18 protein-coding genes are annotated in these 16,178 nt (G+C 62.9%); 7 read left to right on the forward strand and 11 right to left on the reverse strand.

All coding sequences use genetic code 11. From position 1 onward, the window contains the following. Window positions 1-63: 63 nt before the first annotated feature. Complete coding sequence (locus NKJ12_RS03025) at window positions 64-858, forward strand: lytic murein transglycosylase (RefSeq protein ID WP_352479692.1); 795 nt, start codon at window positions 64-66, stop codon at window positions 856-858. 92 nt (window positions 859-950) lie between these two features. On the opposite strand, the gene NKJ12_RS03030 is transcribed toward NKJ12_RS03025, so the two are convergent. Then, window positions 951-1,544 (reverse strand): hypothetical protein, encoded by a 594-nt coding sequence (locus NKJ12_RS03030; RefSeq protein ID WP_352479691.1) that lies wholly within the window; start codon window positions 1,542-1,544, stop codon window positions 951-953. A gap of 191 nt (window positions 1,545-1,735) precedes the next feature. Beyond that, the gene (locus NKJ12_RS03035; RefSeq protein WP_352701224.1) at window positions 1,736-2,959 is read right to left on the reverse strand and encodes an argininosuccinate synthase; all 1,224 of its coding nucleotides are present in this window, start codon (window positions 2,957-2,959) and stop codon (window positions 1,736-1,738) included. 168 nt (window positions 2,960-3,127) lie between these two features. On the opposite strand from NKJ12_RS03035, the gene NKJ12_RS03040 reads away from it, so the two are divergent. After that, window positions 3,128-3,769 (forward strand): LysE family translocator, encoded by a 642-nt coding sequence (locus NKJ12_RS03040; RefSeq protein WP_352701225.1) that lies wholly within the window; start codon window positions 3,128-3,130, stop codon window positions 3,767-3,769. Window positions 3,770-3,815: 46 nt separating this feature from the next. Here the strand turns inward: NKJ12_RS03040 and NKJ12_RS03045 are convergent, their stop codons facing one another. From NKJ12_RS03045 to NKJ12_RS03055, 3 genes are all read right to left on the reverse strand, one after another. Continuing rightward, window positions 3,816-4,268 carry a hypothetical protein gene (locus tag NKJ12_RS03045; RefSeq protein ID WP_352479688.1) on the reverse strand — a complete coding sequence of 151 codons (453 nt, stop codon included), beginning with the start codon at window positions 4,266-4,268 and terminating at the stop codon, window positions 3,816-3,818. Continuing rightward, window positions 4,265-5,497 carry a dual-specificity RNA methyltransferase RlmN gene (gene rlmN, locus NKJ12_RS03050; protein WP_352701226.1) on the reverse strand — a complete coding sequence of 411 codons (1,233 nt, stop codon included), beginning with the start codon at window positions 5,495-5,497 and terminating at the stop codon, window positions 4,265-4,267. The genes NKJ12_RS03045 and rlmN overlap by 4 nt, the downstream gene beginning before the upstream one ends. A gap of 261 nt (window positions 5,498-5,758) precedes the next feature. Beyond that, window positions 5,759-6,265, reverse strand: a complete 507-nt coding sequence (locus NKJ12_RS03055) for an invasion associated locus B family protein (protein WP_023721899.1) — start codon at window positions 6,263-6,265, stop codon at window positions 5,759-5,761. Between the two features lie 361 nt (window positions 6,266-6,626). Here NKJ12_RS03055 and NKJ12_RS03060 point away from each other — a divergent pair, with 361 nt between their 5' ends. After that, window positions 6,627-7,235: a methyltransferase family protein gene (locus tag NKJ12_RS03060; RefSeq protein ID WP_352701227.1), complete on the forward strand. Its 609-nt coding sequence runs from the start codon at window positions 6,627-6,629 to the stop codon at window positions 7,233-7,235. 40 nt (window positions 7,236-7,275) lie between these two features. On the opposite strand, the gene NKJ12_RS03065 is transcribed toward NKJ12_RS03060, so the two are convergent. The 4 genes from NKJ12_RS03065 to NKJ12_RS03080 form a co-directional block, all read right to left on the reverse strand. Beyond that, window positions 7,276-7,638: a YkvA family protein gene (locus NKJ12_RS03065; protein ID WP_352701228.1), complete on the reverse strand. Its 363-nt coding sequence runs from the start codon at window positions 7,636-7,638 to the stop codon at window positions 7,276-7,278. Window positions 7,639-7,730: 92 nt separating this feature from the next. Beyond that, window positions 7,731-8,027 carry a 4a-hydroxytetrahydrobiopterin dehydratase gene (locus NKJ12_RS03070; RefSeq protein ID WP_254817876.1) on the reverse strand — a complete coding sequence of 99 codons (297 nt, stop codon included), beginning with the start codon at window positions 8,025-8,027 and terminating at the stop codon, window positions 7,731-7,733. 6 nt (window positions 8,028-8,033) lie between these two features. Further along, the gene (thpR, locus tag NKJ12_RS03075; protein WP_352701229.1) at window positions 8,034-8,630 is read right to left on the reverse strand and encodes an RNA 2',3'-cyclic phosphodiesterase; all 597 of its coding nucleotides are present in this window, start codon (window positions 8,628-8,630) and stop codon (window positions 8,034-8,036) included. A 137-nt stretch (window positions 8,631-8,767) separates the two neighbouring features. Then, complete coding sequence (locus NKJ12_RS03080; RefSeq protein WP_352450197.1) at window positions 8,768-9,412, reverse strand: arylesterase; 645 nt, start codon at window positions 9,410-9,412, stop codon at window positions 8,768-8,770. A 107-nt stretch (window positions 9,413-9,519) separates the two neighbouring features. Here NKJ12_RS03080 and NKJ12_RS03085 point away from each other — a divergent pair, with 107 nt between their 5' ends. The 4 genes from NKJ12_RS03085 to NKJ12_RS03100 all read left to right on the forward strand — a co-directional run bounded on the left by NKJ12_RS03085 (window position 9,520) and on the right by NKJ12_RS03100 (window position 14,458). Beyond that, a complete protein-coding gene (locus NKJ12_RS03085) occupies window positions 9,520-10,230 on the forward strand; it encodes an ABC transporter ATP-binding protein (RefSeq protein WP_352701230.1) in 711 nt (236 codons plus the stop codon). Then, window positions 10,230-12,779: an ABC transporter permease gene (locus NKJ12_RS03090; protein ID WP_352701416.1), complete on the forward strand. Its 2,550-nt coding sequence runs from the start codon at window positions 10,230-10,232 to the stop codon at window positions 12,777-12,779. Before NKJ12_RS03085 ends, NKJ12_RS03090 begins: the two co-directional genes overlap by 1 nt. Before the next feature lie 219 nt (window positions 12,780-12,998). Continuing rightward, window positions 12,999-13,778 (forward strand): Bax inhibitor-1/YccA family protein, encoded by a 780-nt coding sequence (locus NKJ12_RS03095; protein WP_254817871.1) that lies wholly within the window; start codon window positions 12,999-13,001, stop codon window positions 13,776-13,778. Window positions 13,779-13,888: 110 nt separating this feature from the next. Beyond that, complete coding sequence (locus NKJ12_RS03100; protein ID WP_352470829.1) at window positions 13,889-14,458, forward strand: GNAT family N-acetyltransferase; 570 nt, start codon at window positions 13,889-13,891, stop codon at window positions 14,456-14,458. Between the two features lie 4 nt (window positions 14,459-14,462). Here the strand turns inward: NKJ12_RS03100 and NKJ12_RS03105 are convergent, their stop codons facing one another. Both NKJ12_RS03105 and NKJ12_RS03110 read right to left on the reverse strand, forming a co-directional pair. Then, complete coding sequence (locus NKJ12_RS03105; RefSeq protein ID WP_031212724.1) at window positions 14,463-14,849, reverse strand: DUF2794 domain-containing protein; 387 nt, start codon at window positions 14,847-14,849, stop codon at window positions 14,463-14,465. 475 nt (window positions 14,850-15,324) lie between these two features. After that, a complete protein-coding gene (locus NKJ12_RS03110; protein ID WP_352470828.1) occupies window positions 15,325-16,074 on the reverse strand; it encodes a DUF1223 domain-containing protein in 750 nt (249 codons plus the stop codon). Between the last annotated feature and the right edge of the window lie 104 nt (window positions 16,075-16,178).

Consider the following 16,178-nt stretch of genomic DNA (forward strand, 5'->3'; position numbering starts at 1 on the left):
AAGCAGGTGTTTCGCAGGCAAGTTCGCAATTGGGAACGTGATTCAGGCAACCAGGAGAGCAGCATGGCATTTCTTGCCAAGAAGATGTTTGTAGTGGCCACGGTGGTGGCGGTGCTTGCGCTGGCGACGGGCGCGCAGGCGGCCAGCTGTGGCAAGAGCGGCGCCGGCTTCGAGGCGTGGAAACCGGAGTTCGCCGCAGAGGCCAAGGCCGACGGCGTCGGCTCGAAGGGTCTGGCCGCTCTGGCTCGCGCAACCTACGCGACAAAGACGATCTCCGTCGACCGCGCCATCCATAAGGCTTTCAGCGGCTCGGTGGAAGCTTTCATGAAGCGCCGTGGCGCGTCCGCGATCATTGCCAGGGGCCGCGCGCTGAAGAAGGCCAATGCTGCGCTGTTCGACAAGATCGAACAGAATTACGGCGTGTCGCCGGGCGTGTTGCTCGCCATCTGGGGCATGGAGACCGGCTTCGGTTCCGCCATGGGCAACCAGAATACGGTCTCCGCCATTTTAACGCTTGCTTATGACTGCCGCCGTCCGGAGTTCTTCTACCCGCATGCCATTGCGGCCCTGAAGCTGGTTGATCGCGGAGCGTTGAGCGCCTCGTCGGTCGGTGCCGCGCATGGCGAGATTGGTCACACGCAGTTCCTGCCCGGAAATGTTTTGACATATGGCGTAGGTAACAAAAACCTGCGCGACAAGGCCACTGCGTTGGCTTCTACCGCCAACTTCCTCAAGAGTCATGGTTGGCGACCGGGCGCCAGCGCGCAGGCGAATATCGGTGCAATTGCCGGCTGGAATTCCGCGAGCGTCTACCAACAGGCCATCGCCCATATCGCCGACGCGATCGACGGCGGCTGACTAGAAATGTCCGTTCGACAAAAAGCCCGGCCGTGTGCCGGGCTTTTTTGTCGGTGCGTGTGGCATGCCAAGAGCGGCGAGCGCCTGGGCTCTCAATTGTTCACGTAACCGCCGCCCAATGGGCATTTCTTGGAAGCGGGAACCTCGAAGGAGCCTGAGTAAACATTTGAGCAGGTACGGAACTTGGAGTTCGGTGGCGTTGAAGGAGCCGCCTTTGGCCTGCCCTCGATCACCGTCGGGACTCCGGCAGCTTGCGAGTAGCTGCCGCCCAAGGGGCATTTCTCGGAAGCGGCAACCTCGAAGGAGCCGGTGATAACATTTGAGCAGGTACGGAATTTGGGGTTCCGCGGCGCCGGGGTGGCCCTAGCAGCCGCCTTTGACTTGCCCTTGATGACCAGCCAGATTTCGGTCGATTGGTCGAGCTGCAGGCTGTTTATGTCGGAGTAGCTGATGCGTCCGGTGCGCACCCCTTCGGCAAGGCGCTGGCAGAACAGGGCCGGCATGCGCTCCTGCGAGACGCCCATGAAGGAGGCGATATCGTGCTTGAGCGTGATGCCCCATGCGTGGACAGCGGTGACACATCCGCCCAAGTTCGCGCCCGGGTTGCGTTTCGCGCTTGCCTCTGACAACTGGCACACCGTCAAGGCGGTGACCGTTGCAAGCAGAATAAAAACACCATTTTTCATTGTCAAAAGCCCCCATACAGCAAGCGGGAACTTAGATGAAGTCGCCAAAAGGTCAAACAGAACTCTTTTGAGGTGGTTTAATTTCTGTTATATTAGAAGTAACAAATAAAACCCGGCGTCTCCGCCGGGTTTCTCGAACCGTTTCAGCTTTCACGGGATCGGTAGAGCGGCCCCAGGGTGCTGTTCAGATGTCAGCTTTTTCGACTACGCGCCGCCAGCGTGCGCAGCCTGAGCGCGTTGAGGCGGATGAAACCTTCGGCATCCTTCTGATCATAGGCGCCGCGGTCGTCCTCGAAGGTGACCAGCGCATCGGAATAGAGCGTCTTCCTCGACTTGCGGCCGGTGACAATCACGTTGCCCTTGTAGAGCTTCAACCGCACGGTGCCTTCAACGTCTTCCTGGCTCTTGTCGATCATCGCCTGCAGCATCAGCCGCTCGGGCGCGAACCAGAAGCCGTTATAGATCAGCTCGGCATAGCGCGGCATGAACTCGTCCTTGAGATGGGCGGCTCCGCGGTCGAGCGTGATCGATTCGATCGCCCGGTGGGCCGATATCAGGATGGTGCCGCCGGGGGTCTCGTAGACGCCGCGCGATTTCATGCCGACGAAACGGTTCTCGACCAGATCTAGCCTGCCAATGCCGTTGTCGCGGCCGAGATCATTGAGCGCCGCCAGCATCGTCGCCGGCGACAGTTTCTTGCCGTCGAGCGCGATCGGATCGCCTTTGAGGAATTCGATCTCGATCTCGGTGACCTCATCCGGCGCATCCATCGGCGATATGGTGCGCTGGTGGACGAATTCCGGCGGCTCGCTCCACGGGTCCTCTAGCACCTTGCCCTCGGAGGAGGAGTGCAGAAGGTTGGCGTCGACCGAGAACGGCGCATCGCCTTTCTTGTCCTTCGGCACCGGGATCTGGTGCTGCTCAGCGAAGTTGATCAGGTCGGTGCGCGACTTGAACGACCAGTCGCGCCAGGGTGCGATGACCTTGATGTCGGGGTTCAGCGCATAAGCGGAAAGCTCGAAACGCACCTGATCGTTACCCTTGCCGGTGGCCCCATGCGCGATCGCGTCGGCGCCGGTCTCCCTGGCGATCTCGACAAGATGTTTCGAGATCAGCGGCCGGGCGATCGAGGTGCCGAGCAGATAGCTGCCTTCATAGACGGCGTTGGCGCGGAACATCGGGAAGACGAAATCGGATACGAACTCCTCGCGGACATCTACGATGCGGATGTCCTTGATGCCCATCATCTCGGCCTTGCGCCTAGCCGGCTCCAGTTCGCCACCCTGGCCGAGATCGGCGGTGAAGGTGACGACCTCGGCGCCGAGCTCGGTCTGCAGCCATTTCAGGATGATCGAGGTATCGAGGCCGCCGGAATAGGCGAGCACGACTTTCTTGACGGCTTTTGCTTTCGACATGGTGGGCAGTTCCGCGACAGGGGTTCTTCGCGGGCGAGGTATCACGGCGTTTTAGGCCAGCGCAAGGGACGAACGATGCCTGGACCAGATGCTGTATCGCTCAGAGGCTGGCGAGCACACGGGTCCTGCGCTATGGCTGCGCCGTCTTTTGCCGCTACGAGACGAGCCATGTCCTTCATCCCCGACAGTACGACGCTTATCCAGTTCGCCATCGCCACCTTCATCCTGGCGATCACGCCCGGGCCTGACATGACGCTGTTCGTCTCGCGCACGCTGAGCCAGGGCCGTGCCACCGGCTTTGCCTCGATGGCCGGCGCCTTGTGCGGCACACTGATTCACACCACGCTGGTGGTGGTCGGCGTCTCGGCGCTGATCGTCGCCTCGCCGATGGCGTTCTTCGTGCTGAAGATTTTCGGCGCCGGCTATCTGGTCTTCCTGGCATGGCAGGCGATCACAAAAGGGTCGGCGTTTTCACCGGAGAAGAAGAGCGGGCCGCAGATCTCGCTGTTCCGCAGCTGGGCCGCGGGGCTCGGGGTCAATCTGCTCAACCCGAAGATCATCCTGTTCTTCATGACCTTCCTGCCGCAATTCGTCTCCGCGCATGATCCCAACGCGCCGGGAAAGCTGTTCTTCCTCGGCGTGGTGTTCGTCGTGCTGGCGATCCCGGTGACGGCGCCGATGGTGCTGGCGGCGGAAAAATTCTCGGCCGCGATGAAATCCAGCCCGCGTGTGACCCGCGTCGTCGACTATCTGTTTGCCGGAGTTTTTTCGGCCTTCGCGCTCAAGATCCTGACGGCCCAGGCGAAATAGGTACTTTCATTTTGCGCATGATCCTTTCCGAACCTTTGGTTCGGGGTCATGCGCTGATCTGGCGCCAGCTTCCGGCCGAGCGCCCGGCGCTCAGCCAGTAGAAAATACCGCCGACCATACCGCAGCCGATCACCGCCAGCATGACGCTGGTGTTGGTAACCTCGAAATTGGCATCGGCCGTCTGGTGGACGAAGCCGAGGAAGACCGCCGCCACCGCCGCGCCCGCCAGTGCATAGAACAGCCAGTCCCGCCGGCCAAGGATCTCGGAAATCAGGATGGCGATCGCCGCCGGCATGAAAGCGAAATAGGCGACGAACAGCCCGACGAAGGGGACTGAAAACCACAGCGAAGCCTGCGCCGCCGGTTGCGTCTCATCCGTCATCAGCCCAAGAGACGCCAGGAACATGATGTTAAGGAAGGCGCTTGCCGCCAGCGAAGCAACGCCATAGCCGACAAGGATGACGGCGAAGCGGATCAGATAGGCGACGACGCGATTCACGCCTCGCCATGCCCCGCGATCATCATCGCTTCCAGCGCCAGCCGGTCGACCTTGCGCATACGCTCGGAGTCCGACTTGAGCTGGCCGCAGGCGGCGAGGATGTCGCGGCCGCGCGGCGTGCGGATCGGCGAAGCATAGCCGGCATTGTTGATGTAGTCGGCGAATTTCTCGATCGTCTCCCAGTCCGAGCACTGGTAGTTGGTGCCCGGCCACGGATTGAACGGAATCAGATTGATCTTGGCTGGGATGCCCTTGAGCAGCTTGACCAGCGCCTTGGCGTCCTCGATCGAATCGTTGACGTCCTTCAGCATGACATATTCGAAGGTGATCCGCTTGGCGTTGGACAGGCCGGGATAGGCCCGGCAGGCAGCGATCAGCTCGTTCAGCGGATACTTCTTGTTGATCGGCACCAAAAGGTCGCGCAGATCGTCATTGGTGGCGTGCAGCGAGATCGCCAGCATCACACCGATCTCCTCGCCTGTGCGGAAGATCTCGGGCACGACGCCCGATGTCGAGAGCGTGATGCGCCTCTTCGACAGGGAAAGCCCATCGCCGTCGGATGCGATCAGCAGCGCCTTCTTCACCGCCTCGAAATTATAGAGCGGCTCGCCCATGCCCATCATGACGATGTTGGACACTTTCCGGCCCTCGGCCGGCACGATGGCGCCGTCGGGTGTGTCGCGGTCGGGGAAATCGCCGAGCCGGTCGCGGGCGGTCAAAAGCTGGGCGAGGATTTCCTCCGCCGTCAGATTGCGCACCAGCTTCTGCGTGCCGGTGTGGCAGAAGGAGCAGGTCAGGGTGCAGCCGACCTGCGACGAGATGCAGAGCGTGCCGCGGCCTTCTTCGGGAATGTAGACGGTCTCGATCTCGACCGGCCGGCCGGCGCCGCGCGGCGGAAAGCGGAACAGCCATTTGCGGGTTCCGTCGGAGGAAATCTGCTCCTCGACGATCTCGGGCCTGGCGACGGTGAAATGCCTGTCGAGCGCGGCGCGCAGATCCTTGGAGATGTTGAACATGCCGGCGAAGTCGGAAACGCCGCGCACATAGATCCAATGCCAGAGCTGTTGGGCGCGCATTTTCGCCTGGCGCTCCGGCACGATGCCGGCGGCGACGAGGGCGGCCCCGAGTTCGGCGCGCGTCAAGCCGATCAGCGACGGTTTTTCAGGCGTCGTGCGGGTGCGCAACGCGTCACGCGCGCCTTCGACGGTAAGATCGAATGAAAGGGTCATTGTTGCGCCAATATAAGCGATTTGCGGCCGAATACAGCATCGTGCCCGAAATGAAGCGCGGCGCATAGCACAGGTTAGCGGCGGAGTCATGCAGGTGGTCTTTCCTTCTCCCCTGCGAGAAGGTGGCCCGAGCGTAGCTCGGTCGGGGGTGTTCCAGCTTGGCGCCGACCGCGTTCCGTCCAACACCCCTCTTCCGTCTCGGCGCTGCGCGCCGATCCACCTTCTCCCACAAGGAGGGAAGGGAAGACCGCGCCTAACCGCCTACTTGCACTTGGCGATCGAGGCCAGCGCCGCCGAGATGCCCTTCAGCGAGAAGACGTAAGTGGTGGTGTTGCCGCGGCCGGACTTGGCCGACACCTTCATGTCGGTGCCGGTCTTCATCGCGGCGATCAGCACCGGCTCCTCGGCGGCGTTCTCGACCCAGGCCGACTTGCCGCGCGTGAACATCGAGAAAGACTTCTTGTCGATGGTGACGGTGGCCTTGGAACCCTCCTGGAAGGTATAGCCGGCAATGAATTGCGGCTCGTAGGACACTTGCTGCCCCGGCCGCTGGCTGACGAAGAAGAACATGTCGCCGTGATCGAGCGTCGGCGGCTGCTTGTCGGTTGGCACGGTCAGGACATAGCAGACCTTGCCGCCGCCCGACGCCTGATAGCTGTAGGTGCCCCAGGCATTATGCTGGCCGATCTTGGTGGCCGACTGCGCCAGCGCGGGCGCCGTCAGGGCCACCAGGGCCAGGCTGGAAACTATAGCAATCAATCCGCGCATCGCTTTTCCCGTATTCCACTGGTGCGGCGGCAGGCCGGCTCGGCGTCCTGCCCGTCGCTTCATTTTGATTTAATCTGGGTTACCAAACGGTGAATTTCCCTAAGAAAAGGATGTTCACGCCAGGAAACCGCCGCCGTCTTCGCACTGCCGCTCGAAAAAGCGGCTGGCGCACTGTCCCTGCCGCGACTTGGAGGCCACGAAAACGGCAAGAGTTTGACTTTTCAAGCAGCTAGGTTTCGCGGCGATTCCCGCTTTTCTTGAGGTACGTGACGAATTTCCCTGCAGGCGGTACCATGTCTGCGTTTGTCGCCACGGCACTCGGCCAGGGTGCCCTCCTTGGCGGCTTACGGGAGATTTGGCCATGGCCATTTCCGAGACAGTCCTGATCCTCGCGGGCGGCACAGTCGTCCTGGCGATCGTGTTTGGCATTCGTGTCGGCGTCCGCGCGGCGGCTAGCGGCGCGGTGCCCCGGTCGGATGGCGGAGACGCGGCGGGCGGATCGGGCGCGTCCGACGTGCCCGGGGTCATTGCGCTACCGCCTTTGAGTTTCCTCGGCTTCCTGGCGGCGGCAACCGTGCTCGAGGTGCTCGCGCCGCTCCCGGTCATGGCCGGGCAGGCGCTCGCCCGCTATCTGGCCGGCGCCGTGCTCGCGGTGTGCGGCTTCGTGTTCCTCTTTATGGCGGCGGGCCGCTTTCAGGCCGCTGGAACCAACATACCACCGACCTTGCCAACGACGGCGCTGGTCGTCGACGGTATCTATCGGCGGACCAGAAACCCGTTGTATCTGGGAGCGACCCTCATCTATCTGGGCTTCGGCGTCGCCGCCGGAAGTCTTTGGGCTATCGCGCTCGTCATCCCCCTGCTGTGGGTGATCAATACCGGCGTCATCGCGCCGGAAGAGCGCTATCTCGAGCGCAAGTTCGGAGATGCCTATCGCGCCTACAAGGCGCGGGTGCGGCGGTGGGTTTGACGGCCGGAAAGTCTCGCGCGATTTTTTGCGCCGTGCCGGCTCAGCTCTTGTCGGCGATGGCCTGTTTGGCGGCGAGCCGGTGCGCGGGCGTGATGTGGGCGCTGACGGTTGTGATCGCGGCGGTCAGTACGGCGATGTCGTCGGTGAAGCCAAGCCCAACGATGAAATCGGGGATGACGTCCGTCGGCAGCACGAAATAGCCGAGCGCAGCCAGCAATGTGCCCTTGGCGCGAAGCGGCGTCTTCTTGTCCATGGCGCAGTAATAGGCGGCGACCACCTCTTCCATAAACGGGATATGCCGGGCGGCTTTCTTCGCCGTACGCCAGAACTTGTCGCGCACCTCACTCTCGTTGCCCGGCTTGCTGCCGAGGCCGAAGAAATCAAAACCGGATTTTTGCGCCATCAATCTCTCCGTGCGGCCGTCGCGTGACTTCACGCATGACCACGAGGCAAAATGTGGTGAAAGCCGAACCTCGCTGCAAGGTGCAGCTAGGCTCAGCCGCCGAAATAGCGGTTCATCTTCCTGGCCAGATCGAAATCCAGCGCCGTCAGGCCGCCGGCGTCGTGCGTGTTGAGGGTCACGTTTACCGTCTTGTAGACGTTCGACCAGTCGGGATGGTGGTCCATCTTCTCCGCCGCCAGGGCGACGCGGGTCATGAAGGCAAAGGCTTCGGAGAAATTCTTGAAGGTGAAGGTGCGGGTGATCGAGCCGCCATCCTTGGCCAGCGACCAGCCTTCGAGGCCGGCAAGTTCGGCGCGGATCGCCTCTTTTGCTAGTTTCTCCCTGGCCATATCCGCCTACCGCATGATCCGCGAAGCGTCGGCGACGCCGACCAAACGGCTGGCGATGCGGTTGTCGGCACCTGAAAGCGGCCAGGCCTCCTCGACGACGTAAGGCCCGCCGCCGACCGAATCGCGCGACGACATCAGCACGAAGCGGCCGACCCGGAACGGCAGCGTCGAAAAATTGCCGCGTGCCGACAGGTACTGGGCGACATCGAGCGGGCTCGAATTGCGCAGGCGGGCCAGCGTCACATGCGGCATGAACTTGCGCGGGTCGGCCGGGATGCCGAGCCGCTGGCAGATGCGCTCGATCTCGGCCTGCAATGCGGAAAGATCGGGCGAAGCGGCGACCCCGGCCCACACCGCATGCGGCTTCTTCTGGCCGAAGGCGCCGACGCCGGACAGCGTCAGCGGGAAGGACGGGCGGTGAACACGGTCAAGCGCATTGGCGATGTCGTCGGCGACATGGCCCTCGACATCGCCGATGAAGCGCAGCGTCAGATGATAGTTTTCGACGTCGATCCAGCGGGCTCCCGGCAGGCCGCCCCTGAGCAGGGACAGCGAAAGAGCGGCATCACGCGGTATCTCGAGGGCGGTAAAAAGACGCGGCATGGGAAGCCTCCTGTCCTCGAATCGAACTCTTGCCCCTAGCGAATCATCGATATCCAAACGGGGCAAGGGGTTTGTTGGTCGCAGGCCTGCCTAAAAGCTTCCCCTGCGGAAGGTGGTGCGACGGCGAACCCTCGCCTTCAGGAATTGCCCCGGACCGCTTCAATGGTCTTCTCCACACTGGGCAGGATACCCTCGACGATGCGGTCGACGCCTCGGGCGTTTGGATGAAGGCCGTCCTCGAGTTGCAGGACGGATTGACCGGCGATGCCCTCGAGAAAGAAAGGATAGAGCGGCACGCCATATTTTTCAGCCAGTCGCGGAAAGGTCGCGTCGAAGGCGTTCTGGTAGTCGGCGCCGAGATTGGGCGCCGCGCGCATTCCGGCAAGCAAAACGGCGATCTTGCGCTGCTTCAGCTTTGCCAGCATGGCGTCCAGGTTCTTTTCCGCTATGGCGGGCGAAACGCCGCGCAGCATGTCGTTGGCGCCGAGCTCCAGGATGACCAGTTGCGTGCCGTCCGGCACCGACCAGTCGAGCCGCGACAGACCGCCGCTCGTCGTATCGCCGGAGACGCCGGCGTTGGCGACCGTGACATCGTAGCCCTTGGCGCGCAGCGCCGCCTGCAGCTTCTCGGTGAAGCCCTGACCTGGCCCGAGGCCATAACCCGCCATCAGGCTGTCGCCGAAACCGACAATGGTGAATGGTTCGGCACGCGCCGACGAAATGGCGCCGCAAATGGCGAGGAAAAGGGCGAAGGCTGCGGCAAAGGTGTGTTTGAAAGCCATGCGGCAGGCCCCATATGACCAGGAACATCTGTTGGCGAAGGCAGGTTTTCGTCTTTGTCGAGCATCGGATGCACTAGCCTTCATCCCCCATATAGGACGATTTGATTTTGGAAGAAGCCGTCATTTCGCTGCAAGACGTATCGCTGACGCTCGGTGAAGGTGGCTCCTCGGTCCATGTGCTGAAGGGCGTCAGCCTCGATATGGCGGGCGGCGAAGCGACCGGCATCGTTGGACCCTCAGGTTCGGGAAAGTCGACATTGCTGATGGTTTTGGCTGGACTTGAAAGGGTCGATTCGGGTACGGTCCGAATTGCCGGCGAGCAGCTCAACGGCAAAAGCGAAGACGAGATCGCATCGTTTCGAGGACGAAACATCGGCATCGTGTTCCAGTCGTTCCATCTCATCCCCAATATGACGGCGCTGGAAAACGTTGCCGTCCCGCTGGAGCTTGCCGGCCATGTCGATCCGTTCGACGTAGCGGCACGCGAGCTGGCGGCGGTGGGCTTGAGCGATCGCGTCACCCATTACCCCGGCGAATTGTCTGGCGGCGAGCAGCAGCGCGTGGCGATCGCCCGGGCGCTGGCGCCGTCGCCGCGCATCCTGATCGCCGACGAGCCGACCGGCAATCTCGACCAGGCAACGGGGCGGCACGTCGCCGACCTGCTGTTTGCCAAGGCGGCCGAACGCGGCATGACGCTGGTGCTGGTCACGCATGACCCGGTACTCGCGGCGCGCTGCTCGCGCCAGGTGTCGATGCGGTCGGGGCTGATCGAAGACGCGCCTAAGCCGGCCACCAGGGCTGGCAGGGTGACCGCATGATGCCGCTGGCGCGCACGCTGAGGCTCGCCTTTCGGTTTTCGCTGCGAGAAATGCGTGGCGGGCTGTCCGGCTTCCTGATCTTCCTTGCCTGCATCGCGCTCGGCGTCGCTGCGATCGGCGGCGTCAATTCGGTGGCGCAGGCTATTTCCGCCGGTGTTGCCGACCAGGGCCAGACGCTGCTCGGCGGTGATCTCCGCTTCCAGCTCAACCAACGCGATCCGACCAGAGCCGAACGCAGCTTCCTCGACCGGCTTGGCACGGTTTCGCACAGTGCCAATATGCGCTCGATGGCGAGGCTCGAGGACGGCTCCGACCAGGCGCTGGTCGAGGCCAAGGCGGTCGACGGCGCCTATCCGCTCTACGGCGCGCTGGAGACCGAGCCGGTGCTGTCGCGAGAAGATCTGTTCGGCGAAAAATCCGGGGTCTTCGGCGCCGCCGCGCCGGACCTCTTGTTCGAGCGGCTGAACCTTGGCATCGGTGACCGGCTGAAGCTCGGCAGCGCGACGTTCGAGCTGCGTGCCAGGCTGGTCAACGAGCCGGATGCAGTGTCGGATGGCTTCGGTTTTGCGCCGCGGCTGATGGTGTCGACCGACGGGCTTGCCGCTTCCGGCCTGATCCAGCCGGGCAGCCTGGTCGAGAACGCCTATAAGGTCCGCCTGCCCGGCGGCACCACTGAGGCACTGATCAAGGCGATCCAGGAGCAGGCGGCAAACCAGTTCCCGCAGGCCGGCTGGTCGATCCGCACCCGCAGCAACGCAGCACCGGCGCTGTCCTCGAATATCGAACGGTTTTCGCAATTCCTGACTCTGGTTGGGTTGACGGCGCTGGTGGTCGGCGGCGTCGGCGTGGCCAATGCGGTGCGTGCCTATCTCGACGGCAAGCGCGGCGTCATCGCCACCTTCAAGAGCCTGGGGGCTTCGGGCGGCTTCGTCTTTGCCGTCTATCTGGTGCAGATCCTGATGATCGCCGCCCTCGGCATCACGCTAGGCCTTGTGCTTGGCGCGCTGATGCCGTTCGCGGCCAGCGCCGCACTCCAATCGGTCATTCCAGTGCCGGCGGAAGGTGGGTTCTATCCCGGCGCCCTCGGCATGGCAGCGCTGTTCGGGCTGCTGGTGACGCTGGCTTTCGCCTTGCTGCCGCTCGGCCGCGCCCGCGACGTGCCGGCAACGGCGCTGTTTCGCGAAATGGGTTTCGAGGGCCGCGGTTTTCCCCGCCCGCTCTATATCGCCGCGGCATTGGGCATCGCGCTGTTGCTCGCGGTACTGGCGATCCTGTTTTCCGGCGACCGCCGTATTGCCTCGATCTTCGTTGGCGCCACGATCTTTTCGTTCCTGGTGCTGCGTGTGGTCGGCTCGCTGGTGCAGTGGGCGGCGAAGAAAAGCCCGCGCGTGCGCTCGACCGCGCTCAGGCTCGCCATCGGCAACATCCATCGGCCAGGCGCCTTGACGCCATCGGTGGTTCTGTCACTTGGCCTCGGGCTGACGTTGCTGGTGACGCTGGCGCTGATCGACGGCAATCTCAGGCGGCAGATCTCGGGCAGCCTGCCGGAACGGGCGCCGAACTTCTTCTTCGTCGATATCCAGAGCAGTGACGTCGATGCCTTCTCCGCGCTGGTCGGCAAAGAGGCACCGCAAGGCAGGCTGATCAAGGTGCCGATGTTGCGCGGCCGGGTGATGGCGCTCAACGGCGTCAATGTCGACAAGGTCAAGGTTCCGGCCGAAGGCGCCTGGGTACTGCGCGGCGACCGTGGCCTGACCTATGACGCAAAGCTGCCGGAGAATGCGACGCTGACCGAGGGCAGCTGGTGGCCGGAGAACTATGCCGGCGAGCCGCTGGTCTCGTTTTCCGCCGAGGAAGGCAAAGAGATCGGGCTGAAGCTCGGCGACACCATCACCGTCAACGTGCTCGGCCGCAACATCACGGCCAAGATCGCCAATTTCCGCCAGGTCGAATGGGAAACCATAGGCATCAATTTCGTCATGGTGTTCTCGCCCAACACGTTCGCCGGTGCGCCGCATGGCTGGTTGGCGACGCTGACCGAGACGAATGCGTCGGCAGCCGACGATGCGCATCTTCTCAACGCCGTCACGCGTGCCTTTCCCGCGGTGACGACGGTCAGGGTCAAGGACGCGCTCGAAATCGTCAACCGGCTGGTGGCGCAGCTCGGCACAGCAATCAGGGCAGCAGCGGGGGTGGCGTTGATCGCCTCGGTGCTGGTGCTGGCCGGGGCGCTCGCCGCCGGCAACCGGGCTCGCATTCACGACGCGGTGGTGCTGAAGACCCTGGGTGCGACCAGAAAAACGCTGATCGCCGCGTTTTCGCTGGAATACATGCTGATCGGCCTTGCTACCGCGATCTTCGCGCTGGCGGCGGGCGCTGTGGCGGCATGGTTCGTCGTCGCGCGCATCATGACGCTGCCATCGCACTTCATGCCCGAGGTGGCGGTGGCGACCATCGGCTTTTCGCTGGTGGTCACGGTCGGCATCGGCCTTGCCGGCACGTGGCGGGTGCTGGGCCACAAGGCGGCGCCGGTGCTGCGGAATCTTTGAGCCAGAGCCGGTTTCGATTAAATCTCGGTAATGTTCCGGGCGGGAAGGCCAATAAAACCGTATCTCCGGCACTTCACGGAGCATTACGCTTGGTTACGGTCTTGTCCTTTACGCCAAGAACCATCATATTTCGGCGCAGGCATGCTGGAGCCCCGCCAGCGGCGCCTGGGTTCAAAAGGACCTGACACCGGACGGGGCAGAAGCAATATGAGGATTTCCATGGCTGATCCCGTTCGCAATTATCAGACGCGCGCCGTGCCCGGCGCCGGCGTCGATGCTGCCATCGACCAGGGCCTGCGGGCCTACATGATTAAGGTCTACAATCTGATGGGGCTTGGCCTCCTCATCACCGGCCTTGCCGCGGTCGGCACAATCATGCTGGCCACTACCAGCGATCCCGCCTCGGCGGTCGCGACGTTGCCAAGCGGCGAGATGCTGACCTCGTTCGGCTACGCGATCTTCGGCTCGCCGCTGAAATGGCTGGTGATCTTCGCCCCGCTGGCAGCGGTGATGTTCCTGTCGTTCCGCGTCCAGTCGATGAGCGTTTCGGCCGCGCAGACGACATTCTGGGTCTACGCCGGCCTCGTCGGCCTGTCGCTGTCGTCGATCTTCCTGGTCTACACCACCGCCAGCATCTCGCAGACCTTCTTCGCCACCGCCGCCGCCTTTGGCGGGCTGTCGCTCTACGGCTACACGACCAAGCGCGATCTCTCGGCGTTCGGGTCGTTCCTGGTCATGGGCCTGGTCGGCCTGATCATCGCGATGGTGATCAACATCTTCCTGCAGTCGTCGGCGCTTTCCTTCGCCGTTTCGGCGATCGGCGTGCTGATCTTCGCTGGCCTCACCGCCTACGACACGCAGAACATCAAGGAGATGTACTTCGAGGGCGACGAGACCGATGTCGCCGGCCGCAAGGCGATCATGGGCGCATTGAGGCTCTATCTCGACTTCATCAACCTGTTTATGTTTCTGCTGCAGTTCATGGGCGACCGTCGCTAAGTACGGTTTTCCTGGACCAGCGAGTTTGGAAAGGGCGGCCCAATGGCCGCCCTTTTCTTTTGTCCCGGCTTTTGCTGTGATATAGGGCAGATGAACGACGTGCCTAAATTATGAGCAGCATCACGATACGCGCCGCGACATTGGCCGACCTTGACCAGATCACGGAAATCTATGCCGACGCGGTGATAAACGGCACGGCGAGCTACGAACTCGAACCGCCGAGCCGCGCCGAGATGGGCACGCGCTTCGACACTCTGATGGCGGGCGGCTTTCCCTATCTCGTTGCGGAAAAGGCCGGCGCCGTGCTCGGCTATGCCTATGCCGGGGCGTTCCGGCCGCGCCCGGCCTACCGCTTCGTCGTCGAGGATTCCGTCTATGTCGCGCCCGAGGCCAAAGGGCAAGGCGTCGGGCTGCTCTTGATGCAAGGGCTGATCGAAGCGGCCAAGGCGGCGGGTTTTCGCCAGATCATCGCGGTGATCGGCGACGGCCGGCCCGACAGCGCCTCGGTAAGGTTGCACGAGAAGCTCGGCTTTCGTCATTCCGGCCGCCTGGAAGGCTCAGGCTATAAGCACGGACGCTGGCTGGACACGGTTTTCATGCAGCTGCCGATCAACGGCGGTGCGTCCATCCCGCCTGATCCGCAATCGCTGCCCGAGCGCAAGTTCCGCCTGCAAAAATAAAGGGTTACGCTTCGACCAGCTTCAGTGTTCGGTCGAACACGCCAAGCACCCGGCCGAGTTCCTGGCCGCGCTTGAGGATGCGCCCGCCGGCGGCGATGACGGCGAACGCGCCTTGCCGGCGCGCCAGCTTCGGATCCTTGACGATCTGGAAAAGCGGCACTTCGCTGGTGCGGCGGAAGACGGAAAAAACGGCGCGGTCGGCGAGATGGTCGATGGCATAGTCGCGCCACTCATTGGCGGCAACCATACGGCCGTAGAGCCTGAGGATCTGGTCCAGTTCGCGCCGGTCGAACCGCACCGGCTGGTCGAGGCGTTCGCGTCTTGCCTCATGCAGCGGGATCAATATTGCGGATGCGTCCCCATCCTCCGTCCCGCTGCTGCGATCAGTCATGCCTGGATCCTCGCAATGAATCGTACGCCGACCAAAGTTGGCGCTTTCGTTGCCGAATTGCAAGGCCCGGCCGGGCAACGGCAGCACCGCGCGGTTTCTCCAGCGTCCAGTCACGTTTGCGAAACGCCTGTTGAAATTGGTGATGCTTTGCCACAATCCTGCCTTTTTTTATCCGTGCTCATGCCCCAATGTCCGACGAATTTACCGGCGTTGCCTGAGACGGTTCGGTCCGGCACCGGCTCGTAAACCCCAAGCCCCCCGCCCACGGGTCTGCGTCGGATCGAACCAACCTCGGTTTTTCCTTGGAAAGATCGGGTGCGACGATCCCAAAACCTAAATGACCGGCGTCAGAAGCAAGCTGACGCCGGTTTTTTATTAGCCGTGGCGATGCGATCCATCCAGATAGGCTGTCGTCGGAGGCTTGAGCGCGGTTATCCCTTCTCCCACAACAAGGGGAGAACGGGGGGCGCCCTATCTAAGGCTTGCGGATAAAGGCTGCGCCCAGGATCGGCCCGGGCATGCCGTCCTTGCCGACCGACTGCAGCAGCACGGCGCAGCCGCCCTTCTTGGCGATCTCGCTCATCGGCAGTTCGTAGCGCTGCGCCTTGCCGTGCCACATGCCGGCGGTCTGGATGCTGGAGACGGCGTTCCAGTAGGTCATGCTGCGGCCGCTGTTTTCGCCCTTGCCGATCTTTATCGTCTGCGGCGGATTGAAATAGACGATGACGACATGCGCGTCGGTTGGGCCGGTCACAGCGTCGCCGGCATCGATCATGACGCGATCGCTGGTCCGGCTGACCTTGATGCCGACGCGCATGCCTTCGCCGACCCTCTCCATGCGGGCCAGCGCGCCGTCGACTTCCTTGCGGCTGGCGCCGTTGACATGGCTGCGGCCGTTTATGACGGCTTGCGGGGTGTAGACGGAACGACTGCCGAAGGCGCGCATATACTCGTATTGCCGCTCGGTATTTTCCTTGCGGCTCAGCGTGTCCTGCCAGCCGAGGTAATCCCAATAATCGACATGATAGGCGAGCGCGACGATGTCCTCTTTGGCGGCGAGCTCGGCGAAGAATTCATCTGCCGGCGGACAGGAGTTGCATCCCTGGCTGGTGAAGAGCTCGACGACGCCTAATGGCTTGTCGGTTGGCTCGGCAAGGGCCCTGCCGGCAAACGCCGAGAGGGCCAGCGCAAGGGCCGCAAGCCGCAATGGTCTTCGAGATGGCATAGCCGTTCCGATCCCGCCGGTGACGCCGGCTTTGTTCTGGTTGTCGAAATATGTGGCAGAAGCGGCAGTCAACGGGAAGTCACGTTGCGGTGAAATTTTGCCGT

Source organism: Mesorhizobium sp. M0195, from assembly GCF_040322115.1.
GTDB lineage: Bacteria > Pseudomonadota > Alphaproteobacteria > Rhizobiales > Rhizobiaceae > Mesorhizobium.

What these genes read in the sequence shown, in the direction of transcription:
- NKJ12_RS03025 (WP_352479692.1), top strand. Translation starts at nt 64, where the DNA reads ATGGCATTTCTTGCCAAGAAGATGTTTGTAGTGGCCACGGTGGTGGCG.
- NKJ12_RS03030 (WP_352479691.1), bottom strand. Translation starts at nt 1,544, where the DNA reads ATGAAAAATGGTGTTTTTATTCTGCTTGCAACGGTCACCGCCTTGACG.
- NKJ12_RS03035 (WP_352701224.1), bottom strand. Translation starts at nt 2,959, where the DNA reads ATGTCGAAAGCAAAAGCCGTCAAGAAAGTCGTGCTCGCCTATTCCGGC.
- NKJ12_RS03040 (WP_352701225.1), top strand. Translation starts at nt 3,128, where the DNA reads ATGTCCTTCATCCCCGACAGTACGACGCTTATCCAGTTCGCCATCGCC.
- rlmN (WP_352701226.1), bottom strand. Translation starts at nt 5,497, where the DNA reads ATGACCCTTTCATTCGATCTTACCGTCGAAGGCGCGCGTGACGCGTTG.
- NKJ12_RS03055 (WP_023721899.1), bottom strand. Translation starts at nt 6,265, where the DNA reads ATGCGCGGATTGATTGCTATAGTTTCCAGCCTGGCCCTGGTGGCCCTG.
- NKJ12_RS03060 (WP_352701227.1), top strand. Translation starts at nt 6,627, where the DNA reads ATGGCCATTTCCGAGACAGTCCTGATCCTCGCGGGCGGCACAGTCGTC.
- NKJ12_RS03065 (WP_352701228.1), bottom strand. Translation starts at nt 7,638, where the DNA reads ATGGCGCAAAAATCCGGTTTTGATTTCTTCGGCCTCGGCAGCAAGCCG.
- NKJ12_RS03070 (WP_254817876.1), bottom strand. Translation starts at nt 8,027, where the DNA reads ATGGCCAGGGAGAAACTAGCAAAAGAGGCGATCCGCGCCGAACTTGCC.
- thpR (WP_352701229.1), bottom strand. Translation starts at nt 8,630, where the DNA reads ATGCCGCGTCTTTTTACCGCCCTCGAGATACCGCGTGATGCCGCTCTT.
- NKJ12_RS03080 (WP_352450197.1), bottom strand. Translation starts at nt 9,412, where the DNA reads ATGGCTTTCAAACACACCTTTGCCGCAGCCTTCGCCCTTTTCCTCGCC.
- NKJ12_RS03090 (WP_352701416.1), top strand. Translation starts at nt 10,230, where the DNA reads ATGCCGCTGGCGCGCACGCTGAGGCTCGCCTTTCGGTTTTCGCTGCGA.
- NKJ12_RS03095 (WP_254817871.1), top strand. Translation starts at nt 12,999, where the DNA reads ATGGCTGATCCCGTTCGCAATTATCAGACGCGCGCCGTGCCCGGCGCC.
- NKJ12_RS03100 (WP_352470829.1), top strand. Translation starts at nt 13,889, where the DNA reads ATGAGCAGCATCACGATACGCGCCGCGACATTGGCCGACCTTGACCAG.
- NKJ12_RS03105 (WP_031212724.1), bottom strand. Translation starts at nt 14,849, where the DNA reads ATGACTGATCGCAGCAGCGGGACGGAGGATGGGGACGCATCCGCAATA.
- NKJ12_RS03110 (WP_352470828.1), bottom strand. Translation starts at nt 16,074, where the DNA reads ATGCCATCTCGAAGACCATTGCGGCTTGCGGCCCTTGCGCTGGCCCTC.